Origin of the sequence: Micromonospora sp. M51 (assembly GCF_018070305.1) — a bacterium.
GTDB lineage: Bacteria > Actinomycetota > Actinomycetes > Mycobacteriales > Micromonosporaceae > Micromonospora > Micromonospora parva.
In genome coordinates, this window is record NZ_JAGPXZ010000217.1 from 1 (window position 1) to 8,205 (window position 8,205).

10 protein-coding genes are annotated in these 8,205 nt (G+C 72.2%); 4 read left to right on the top strand and 6 right to left on the bottom strand.

The annotated features are described in order from the left end of the window. Both KBX53_RS14105 and KBX53_RS14110 read left to right on the top strand, forming a co-directional pair. The coding region (locus tag KBX53_RS14105; RefSeq protein WP_210859672.1) for a phosphatase PAP2 family protein at nucleotides 1-269 on the top strand (269 nt) is incomplete at its 5' end. 37 nt (nucleotides 270-306) lie between these two features. After that, nucleotides 307-1,014, top strand: coding sequence for a phosphatase PAP2 family protein (locus KBX53_RS14110; RefSeq protein ID WP_210859674.1), 708 nt, complete (start codon nucleotides 307-309; stop codon nucleotides 1,012-1,014). A 16-nt stretch (nucleotides 1,015-1,030) separates the two neighbouring features. On the opposite strand, the gene KBX53_RS14115 is transcribed toward KBX53_RS14110, so the two are convergent. The 6 genes from KBX53_RS14115 to KBX53_RS14140 all read right to left on the bottom strand — a co-directional run bounded on the left by KBX53_RS14115 (nucleotide 1,031) and on the right by KBX53_RS14140 (nucleotide 6,338). Continuing rightward, nucleotides 1,031-2,209 (bottom strand): MarP family serine protease, encoded by a 1,179-nt coding sequence (locus tag KBX53_RS14115; RefSeq protein WP_030328027.1) that lies wholly within the window; start codon nucleotides 2,207-2,209, stop codon nucleotides 1,031-1,033. 63 nt (nucleotides 2,210-2,272) lie between these two features. Beyond that, nucleotides 2,273-2,965, bottom strand: a complete 693-nt coding sequence (locus KBX53_RS14120; RefSeq protein WP_030328028.1) for a CoA pyrophosphatase — start codon at nucleotides 2,963-2,965, stop codon at nucleotides 2,273-2,275. Further along, nucleotides 2,962-3,615 (bottom strand): TlpA disulfide reductase family protein, encoded by a 654-nt coding sequence (locus KBX53_RS14125; RefSeq protein WP_210859676.1) that lies wholly within the window; start codon nucleotides 3,613-3,615, stop codon nucleotides 2,962-2,964. The genes KBX53_RS14120 and KBX53_RS14125 overlap by 4 nt, the downstream gene beginning before the upstream one ends. Next, nucleotides 3,612-4,400: an endonuclease III gene (gene nth, locus KBX53_RS14130; RefSeq protein ID WP_030328031.1), complete on the bottom strand. Its 789-nt coding sequence runs from the start codon at nucleotides 4,398-4,400 to the stop codon at nucleotides 3,612-3,614. The genes KBX53_RS14125 and nth overlap by 4 nt, the downstream gene beginning before the upstream one ends. Nucleotides 4,401-4,440: 40 nt before the next feature. After that, complete coding sequence (locus tag KBX53_RS14135) at nucleotides 4,441-5,619, bottom strand: CapA family protein (protein ID WP_030328033.1); 1,179 nt, start codon at nucleotides 5,617-5,619, stop codon at nucleotides 4,441-4,443. 11 nt (nucleotides 5,620-5,630) lie between these two features. After that, nucleotides 5,631-6,338, bottom strand: a complete 708-nt coding sequence (locus tag KBX53_RS14140; protein ID WP_051708138.1) for an adenosylcobinamide amidohydrolase — start codon at nucleotides 6,336-6,338, stop codon at nucleotides 5,631-5,633. Between the two features lie 143 nt (nucleotides 6,339-6,481). Between KBX53_RS14140 and KBX53_RS14145 the strand changes: the two genes are divergently transcribed. Both KBX53_RS14145 and KBX53_RS14150 read left to right on the top strand, forming a co-directional pair. Further along, complete coding sequence (locus KBX53_RS14145) at nucleotides 6,482-7,159, top strand: Crp/Fnr family transcriptional regulator (RefSeq protein ID WP_007466162.1); 678 nt, start codon at nucleotides 6,482-6,484, stop codon at nucleotides 7,157-7,159. A gap of 114 nt (nucleotides 7,160-7,273) precedes the next feature. After that, the gene (locus KBX53_RS14150) at nucleotides 7,274-8,017 is read left to right on the top strand and encodes a metallophosphoesterase (protein ID WP_210859678.1); all 744 of its coding nucleotides are present in this window, start codon (nucleotides 7,274-7,276) and stop codon (nucleotides 8,015-8,017) included. Nucleotides 8,018-8,205 lie beyond the last annotated feature (188 nt).

The following is an 8,205-nucleotide window of genomic DNA, read 5'->3' on the forward strand; positions in this document are numbered from 1 at the left end:
TGCTCCTTCCGTACGCCCGGCGGTGGCCGGCGCGGGTGGCGCTCTGGGTCGCGGCGGTGCTGCTCACCGTGGTGACCGGCCTGAGCAGGGTGGCGCTCGGCGTGCACTTCACCAGCGACGTGGTGGGTGGATGGCTGCTCGGGGTGGCGGTGGTCGCGGCCACCACCGCCGCGTTCACCAGTTGGCGGGCACACACCGGGCTGCGGCCGGTCCGACCGATTCGCGACGGCGTCGCTCCCGAGGTCGAGCGGCACCCCGGGGCTGCCTGAGGACTGACGACGGGGCCGGCCGGGTACTGGCGCACCCATGTCCGACCTCGTGCTCCAGATCGTTCGGCGGGTGCTGCTGCCGGTGTCCCTCCTGCTCGGACTCATGGTGCTGCTCGGGGTGCTGGTCACCCGGGTGTTCGCCCGCACCTGGCCGTTCACCGCAGAGGACACGGTGAACCGGGAACTGGCCACCGACCGCACCGGTGACTGGAACAACGTCTCGCTGGTGTTCAGCACGCTGGCCAGCACCCAGATGATCGTCGTGGTGACCGTGCTGGTGGCGTTGGCGCTGCGGCTCTGGCTGAAGCGTTGGCGCGAGCCGCTGTTCCTGTGCGCGGCGGTGACCGCCCAGGCGCTGGTGTTCCTGCTGACCACTCTCGCGATCGACCGGCGGCGGCCGGCGGTGGAACACATGGACGTGTCGCCACCGACGTCGAGCTTTCCGTCCGGGCACACCTCGGCGGCGGTGGCGCTCTACGTCGGCATCGCCGTGCTGATGGCGCTGCGCGCCCGGAGCACCGGGGCGAAGGTCGCCTGGTGGACGCTGCTGCTGATGGTGCCGCTGGGCGTGGCGCTGACCCGGATGTACCGGGGGATGCACCATCCGAGCGACGTGGTGGCGTCCTTCGTCAACGGCGGCACCTGCGTCGCGATCATGGCTCGTGCGGTGCTGGACCGGGGGCTGCGATGGGGTCGGGCGAAGTTGCCGACGGCCGGGAGTCGCGCTCTGCCCGCTCAGACCTGAGCTGACCCGCGGCGACTCAGGTGCACTCGCCGGTGCCGACCTGCCGGTTGCGTTCGGCTCCCGCCAACGCCACCGGACGGGCCTCGGCCGCCGTCACCGCGAAACCGGTGTTCGGGTCGTCCGACGCCGCCGCGAAGATCACGCCGAGCACCAGGCCGTTGGCGGAGAGCAGCGGACCGCCCGAGTTGCCGCTGCGGACCAGCGCCCGGATCGTGTAGATCTCCCGGGTCACCTCGTTGGCGGAGTAGATGTCCGGGCCCTTGATCCGGTCGACGTCCCGGACCCGCGCCGACTGCGCGTTGTACGGGCCGTCGAGCGGGAAGCCGAGCACGATGGCGTCGGCGCCGCTGCCCGCGTTGCCGGCGGCGAACCGTAGGGACGGCCCGGGCAGTCCGGGTACCAGCAGCACCGCCAGGTCACGGTTCGGGTCGTAGACGACCACCTTGCCGTCGTACCGCTCGCCGCCCAGCTCCACGGCGACCGAGCGGGTGCCGGCCACGACGTGCGCGTTGGTCATCACCCGGTCGTCCGCGTAGACGAACCCGGAACCCTCGATCCGGCGCGAACAACTGGGCGCCGAGCCGAGCACCTTGACGACCGACTGCTGACCGCTGACCACCACCTGCGAGCCGGCCAGTGCCGGGTCCGGCGGGTCGACCTGCCGGGCCCGGGTAGGCGCCAGGTCGCCGAAGACGTCCGGGAAGCCGTCGGTGTCGACGGTGTCCTCCAACGCCGTGGACAACCGGTGGGCCTGCTCCGGTAGGACCTGGTTGACCACCGTGATCAACGCGCTGTTGCGGACCGAGGCGGCGAGCCAGGGCACCGAGGACGAGCCGAGCGGCACGGCCACCAGCCAGGCCAGCAGGAGCACCGCGAACAGCGAGACCAACGCCCCTCCGACGTCGTCGGCCCGTTTGCCCACGTCGCTGGTGATCGTCTTGCGCAGGTGCGAGCCGAGCCAACCGGCGAGCGCCTGCCCGACCACCGCCAGCCCGAAGATGGCCACGAGCGAGATCAGCACGCGGGTGCCGGCGTCCACGAACTGTCTGGCGAACAGCGGCCCGAGCTGGAGACCCAGCAGGAGACCCAGGAAGAAGCCGGACAACGACGTGACGCCGATGACGAAACCCTGGCGGTATCCGCTGATCGCGAACACGAGCATGAGCAGCAGCAGGACGAGATCCACGACGGACACGGGTCAAGCGTACGGGCAGTGTGCCCGGCGGATGACCATCGCTTGCGGAAGGTGACCGTGCGGTCAGCGCAAGGCGTTCTCGTCGGCCTCTTCGGTGCCGGCGGACGGGGCCGGTGTCGCCCCGCTCGGCGGAAGTTCCAGCACCCGGCCCGGCGACCACGGACGCGCCCAGCCGCCCATCTCGAGCAGGGTGGCGAGCACCCCCGCGGTGAAGCCCCAGACGAGCATCCCACGCGCCGAGAACGCCGGCCCGATCCAGCCGCTCGGGTGGCGGACCCGCAGTCGGTTGGCCGGATCGACCAGCTCGCTCACCGGCAGCCGGGCGACGTGTGCCACCTCGGCCGGCTCCCGTGGGTGCACCGGGTGCGGGTCGTGCCACCAGGCCAGCACCGGCGTGACCACGAAGTCGCTGACCGGGATCCACAGTTTCGGCAGCTCGGCCAGCACCGTCACGCTGGCCGGGTCGAGGCCCACCTCCTCGTTCGCCTCACGCAGGGCGGTGGCACGGACGTCGGCGTCCTCCGGGTCGGCCGCACCGCCGGGGAAGGCCGGCTGACCGGCGTGGTTGCGCAGGTTGGCGGCGCGTTGCAGGACCAGCACGTCGGGGCCCACGCCGGGCTGCTCGCCGAGCAGCACCAGCACAGCGCTCTCCCGACCGCCCTCGGCCGGGGTGGTGAGCCGGGTGAAGTCCTCGGCGCGGGCGGTGCCCAGCCGGGTCAGCAACGGTTCGATCCACTCGGGTGGCCGACGGGTCACGCCGGCACCGCCAGGTTGAGGTGCTGGCGGACCAGCGTGGCGAGCGTGGCGTCGTCGAGAGCGCCGGTGGCGTCGATGTGCCGGATCTGACCGTCGGCGGCGACGAAGAGGGTCAGCGGAATGGCATTGCGCCTCAACTCCCGCTGCAACGCCTCACCCTGGTCCACCAGCATCGGGAACCGGACGCCGAAGTCCTCGCCGATGGACTGCGCGCCGCTGCGGCTGTCCCGGCTGTTGACCCCGACCACCTGGAGCTGACCGGCGGCCCGCTCGCTGAGGCGTTGGAACGCGGGCAACTCCTTGCGGCACGGCGGGCACCACGACGCCCACACGTTGATCACCGCCGGTCCGGCCACCGCCCCCAGCGCGACGGGGGCACCGCCGGTGAAGCAGGAGAGCGTCAGCGCCGGCAGTGCCTGCCCACCGGCGGCGGGCGCTGACGTGCCGGAGCCGGGGGTCGCGGAGGTCGACGCGCCGGAGCCAGGGGTCGCGGCCGTGGGCGCGGTGCTCAGCGTGGCGCAGTCCCGGAACGGCGATGGCCGCTCGGCGGCGGCCGGACGGGGGGCCGGCTCGTCGTCGGCAGTGCCGCTGGTGCAGGCGGTGACGGCCAGCAGCAGTGGCAGGACGGCGAGGGCGAGGCGGCGGTTCACGGCACCTCCGCCGTGACCGCCTGCGCGGGCACCAACTCCGGGTCGACCCCGGCGGCCACCGCGAGGTCGCGTGCCCGAGGGCCCTTGAGCAGCTTGGCGGCGGCTGCCGGCTCGGTCGGGCCGGTGCCGTACGAGGGGCAGAGCCTGGCGAGCGTGCACGCCCCGCAGGCCGGTTTGCGGGCGTGGCAGACCCGTCGCCCGTGGAAGATGATCCGGTGCGAGAGCATGGTCCAGTCGCGCTTGTCGTACAGCGCGCCGATCGCGTGCTCGATCTTGACCGGGTCGGTCTCGGTGGTCAGCCCCCACCGGTGGACCAGCCGTTGGAAGTGCGTGTCGACGGTGATGCCCGGGACGTCGAAGGCGTTGCCGAGGATCACGTTGGCGGTCTTGCGGCCGATGCCGGGGAGCGTCACCAGGTCGACGAGCCGGCCGGGGACCCTGCCGTCGTACCGGTCGAGGAGGGCCTGACCGAGCTTGAGCAGCGAGTCGGTCTTGTTGCGGTAGAAGCCGGTGGGCCGGATCAGCTCCTCCATCTCGCCCCGGTCGGCGCCGGCGTACGCGGCCGCGTCGGGATAGCGGGCGAAGAGCTTCGGGGTGACCTCGTTGACTTTCTTGTCCGTGCACTGCGCGGACAGGATCGTGGCGACGGCCAACTCCAGAGCGTTGGAGTGGTCCAGCTCGCAATGCGCGTCGGGGTGCGTCTCGGCCAGCACCCGGCCGATCTTGCGGGCACGGCGTTTGCGCCCGAGGTCGGTCTCGCTGGCACCGGGAGGGCTACTGGTCACGACGGTCAGCCTACGTCGCACCCCGGACGTCCTCCTCGGGTCAGCCGGCGGTTGGCGGCGAGATCTTCCCCTGCCCGTCGAACCGGGCGCCGGCCTTCGGGAAGTCGGCGCGGCTCAACTCGGTGACCAGACCCAGGCCCCGGTCGTCCGGGTCCATCGTCGGCTTGCCGGCGGAGTTCATGTACGTGGAGGTGAACGAACCACCCGCCCAGCTACCGTCCGGCTTGAGCGACACCTTCAGCACCCCGCCCCAGCCGAGGCGACCGGCGTTGCTCAGCGAGTTGCCGCCGCCGGCGAAGTTGCCCAGGCTGTACGCGATCAGCCGGCCCTGGTAGAACTCCATCCCGCGCAGCACGTGCGGGCCGTGCCCGACGATCAGGTCAGCGCCGGCGTCGATCATCGCGTGTGAGAACTTCACCGGGTCGCCCCGGTTCTCGCCCAGGAACATCTCGGTGCCCGGCTTCACCCGGGTCTTGTCGGCGCCCTCGCCGCCCATGTGCACCTGCACCACGACCAGGTCGGCCATGGTGGCGGCCTTGGCAACCACTGTCTTCGCCTTGGCGATGTCGACGAGACTGTTGGACCAGACGTACGACGAGAAGCCGGCGACAGCGACCTTGACGCCCTTGACGTCGACCACGGTGATCTCGTTCGGCGCGCCGGTGTGCTCCAGCTCGTACTTCTGCAGCGCCTTCTGGGTGTTCTCGTAGCCCTTCGGGCCGTAGTCGTAGCCGTGGTTGTTGGCCTGGTTGAGCACGTCGAAGCCGGCGTCGCGCAGGTGCCCGGCGTACTCCGGCGGGGCGCGGAACTGGAAGCAGCGGGTGGAGTTCGCCCCGCACTTGCCGGTGCCGGTGTCGACGGTCAGCGGCTCCTCCAGGTTGCCCATCACCAGATCGGCCTTGAGCGCCTCGGTGACCGAGTTGAAGAAGCCCTTACCGCCGGCGGCGGGCAGCCGACTGGGCGCGTTGCCCATGATGATGTCGCCGGTGGCGGAGAGCGAGATCGCGCCACCCGCACCGGAGGAGGCGGGCCCGGTGGCCTTCGGGCCGGCGGTGGAGACCGGTGCGCCGGTGCCACCACCTCCCGCGCCGGGCTGCCAGACGGGTGCCTCACCACCGGGGTCGGCACAGCCGGCCACGAGGAGGGCGGCCAGCAGCGCGGCGAGGCCGAGGGCGACGCGGCGACGCGGGCGGGACGCGAGGGGGGCGGGAGCGTACATCGCCCGCGACCCTACCGGTCGTTAAACCCGCCGACGATGGCCGATCGGTTGGACTTTGCACCCTTGAGCTGCTCAGACCACGGCACGACCGGCCGGGCGCCGCCGGCCAGGACTGCCGCGTGCACCGCTCGGGCGAGCGCGGCACCCCAGGTGGAGCGTGGCCCGCCGTACGCGGCCTCCGGCCCGTCCACCGGGCAGAGCACGGTGACCGCGTCGGTGGGCGTGCCGGTCCCGGGCACCCCCAGCTCGGTGATCGCCTGGGTCTTCGCCTCGGTCGCGGTGGCCACCGCGTTGACGAGTGCCGAGTCGGCGAGCCGGGCCGGCACGTACACCACGATGTTGACTGTGCCGACGCGTTCGGCGAGCGCGGCCGGCGTCGGCGCGGCCGCGGGCACCGGCGTGCCGAGCCCGACCGTCGCCCAGGCCCGCACCCCGGTGTCGGTCCGCGCCACCACCTCGGCCACATCGACGCCGGTCAACAGACCGACCCCGGCGCCGTCGAGGGCCAGCTCAGCGGCGAGCGAGGCCAGGTGCGCCGCGGGGTCCTCCCGGTCGTACGACATCGGTACCGTCGCGTTCAGCACCCACCGCCGGACCCCGATGCCACCGCCCAGCGGGCCACTGCTCACCGCCCGCAGCGGCACGTCCGCGCGCCAGACGAGCAGCGGGACGTGCCGCCCGTCCTCGGCGCGGCTGGTCAGAATCGGCTCGCTTAGCACGTCGGGCAGGTTACGCCCAACGATCAAGATTCCAGGGGCGACCTCTGATTCATGCTCACGTGCGCCTAGACTTGGCGGCGCGCGAGGGGATCAGCGGACGGCGGCCCCGGCCGACGGACGGCACGCGCAACCGGAGGTGCGCAATGGACGAGGTACTGGCCCGCAGCGGGATCTTCCAGGGTGTTGACCCGGAAGCTGCCGAGGCGCTTGCCAAGGAGATGGAGACGATCGAGGTCCGCAAGGGCGAGATCGTCTTCAATGAGGGCGAGCCCGGTGACAGCCTCTACATCCTGCTGTCCGGGAAGATCAAGGTTGGTCGCCGCGCGGCGGACGGCCGGCAGAACCTGATCGCGGTGATGGGGCCGTCGGACATGGTCGGTGAGCTGTCGCTCTTCGACCCGGGTCCGCGTACGGCGACCGCTACCGCGGTGACCGACACCCGGCTGGTGCGGCTGCGTAAGCAGGCGCTGCGGCCGTGGCTCAACAACCGCCCGGAGATCGCCGAGCAGTTGCTCCGGGTGTTGGCCCGTCGACTGCGCCGGACCAACGACTCGCTCGCCGACCTGATCTTCACGGACGTGCCGGGCCGGGTCGCCAAGAACCTGCTGCAGATGGCGGGTCGCTTCGGCACCCGCGACGGTGGCGTTCTGCGGGTGACCCACGACCTCACCCAGGAGGAGATCGCCCAACTCGTCGGCGCCTCCCGGGAGACCGTCAACAAGGCGCTGGCCGACTTCGCCTCGCGCGGTTGGCTGCGCCTGGACGGCAAGAGCATCATCATTCTGGACCCGGAGCGCCTGGCGCGTCGCGCTCGCGTCTGAGTGGTACAGCACGTCCCCGCCTGCGGCCGGTGCCGGCCGCAGGCGGGGACGTTTGCCATCTGCCTGGCGCAGAATCGCTGGCCCCGGGGCGGTACCAGCGGTGAGGGTGGGGCCATGGTGAACCGTGTTGCGGTGCTCTCCGACATCCATGGTGTTCTGCCGGCGCTGGAGGCCGTACTGGCTGAGCCGGACGTCGCCACCGCCGATCTGATCGTGCTCACCGGTGACATCGCCGCGGGTCCGCAACCGGTCGAGGTGCTGGACGTGCTCGCCGACCTTGGCGACCGGGTGTGCTGGGTCGGTGGCAACGCCGATCGCGAGCTGGTCGAGGCCCGGGCCGGGCATCCCGCGTCGATCGAGGTGTCGAACTGGGCCGCCGGGCAACTGCGTGACGACCAGGTGGCCCGGCTGGGCGCGCTGCCGGCGACGGTGACGTTGGAGGTCGACGGCCTCGGGCCGACGCTGTTCTGCCACGCAACGCCCCGCGACGACGAGGAGGTAGTGCTCGTCGACTCCCGGTTGGCCCGCTGGGCGGAGGTGTTCGACGGTCTTCCCGCCGAGGTTTCCACGGTGGTCTGCGGCCACACGCACATGCCCTTCACCCGGCTGGTCGACCGGCGGCTGGTGGTGAACCCGGGCAGCATCGGCATGCCGTACGGGGGTGCCGGAGCGTGGTGGGCGCTGCTCGGGCCGGGCGTCCAACTGCGCCGCACCGCCTTCGACGTGGACGCCGCCTGCGCGCGGGTGGCAGCGGAGTCGACCTTCCCCGATGCCGCCGCCTGGGCCGACGAGTACCTGCGCTCCCGACACAGCGACGCCGACGCGCTGACCGTCTTCGGCCCCCGCGACGGCCGCTGAGCCGGCAGCCTGACGGCGCAACGGCGGCGCAACGGCGGCGGGCCGAGGCATGGAGCCGACGGTCCGAGACGGCGCACAGCCGACGGCGCACAGCCGACGGCGCACAGCCGACGGCGCACAGCCGACGGCGCACAGCCGACGGCGCACAGCCGACGGCGCGAGACGGCGCAGAACCGGCGGCCCGAGAC

Excerpts from the sequence above, each read along its gene's own strand:
- KBX53_RS14150 (WP_210859678.1), top strand. The coding sequence starts at position 7,274 with ATGGTGAACCGTGTTGCGGTGCTCTCCGACATCCATGGTGTTCTGCCG.
- KBX53_RS14110 (WP_210859674.1), top strand. The coding sequence starts at position 307 with ATGTCCGACCTCGTGCTCCAGATCGTTCGGCGGGTGCTGCTGCCGGTG.
- KBX53_RS14145 (WP_007466162.1), top strand. The coding sequence starts at position 6,482 with ATGGACGAGGTACTGGCCCGCAGCGGGATCTTCCAGGGTGTTGACCCG.
- KBX53_RS14135 (WP_030328033.1), bottom strand. The coding sequence starts at position 5,619 with ATGTACGCTCCCGCCCCCCTCGCGTCCCGCCCGCGTCGCCGCGTCGCC.